The sequence below is a fragment of the Gilvimarinus sp. 1_MG-2023 genome, assembly GCF_030548285.1.
Map to the genome: position 1 here is coordinate 1 of NZ_JAUOSC010000502.1, position 336 is coordinate 336.

Sequence of the window (336 nt, forward strand, 5' to 3'; positions counted from 1 at the left end):
TCACCCAACTGGCCGGGTTGCTCCCCGCCGGTGTATGGCAGCAATAACAGGGAGTTTGTCATGGCCAAGTCACTGCAAGAACAAATGCTGGAAATGGGTCTGGTTAACCAGAAAAAAGCCAAGAAAAACGCCAAGGAACTGAAAAAATCAGCGCACTTGAAACGTACCGGCAGCGAGGATGCCCCGGAAGATACCCAGGCTGCTGCCGAAGCCGCACGCAAGGCCAAAGCCGCCCACGACCGCGAATTGAATCGCCAGAAAGAAGCGGAGGCGCAGCAAAAAGCAATTGCCGCCCAGATTCGCCAATTGATCCAGACCAATACGGTCGAGTGTGAT

General features: G+C 54.5%; 1 protein-coding gene. It reads left to right on the forward strand.

Features of this window, described 5'->3' with window-relative positions:
• Positions 1-60: 60 nt before the first annotated feature.
• Positions 61-336: DUF2058 family protein (locus tag Q4563_RS17815; protein WP_303605449.1), on the forward strand; the 276-nt coding region annotated here is incomplete at its 3' end.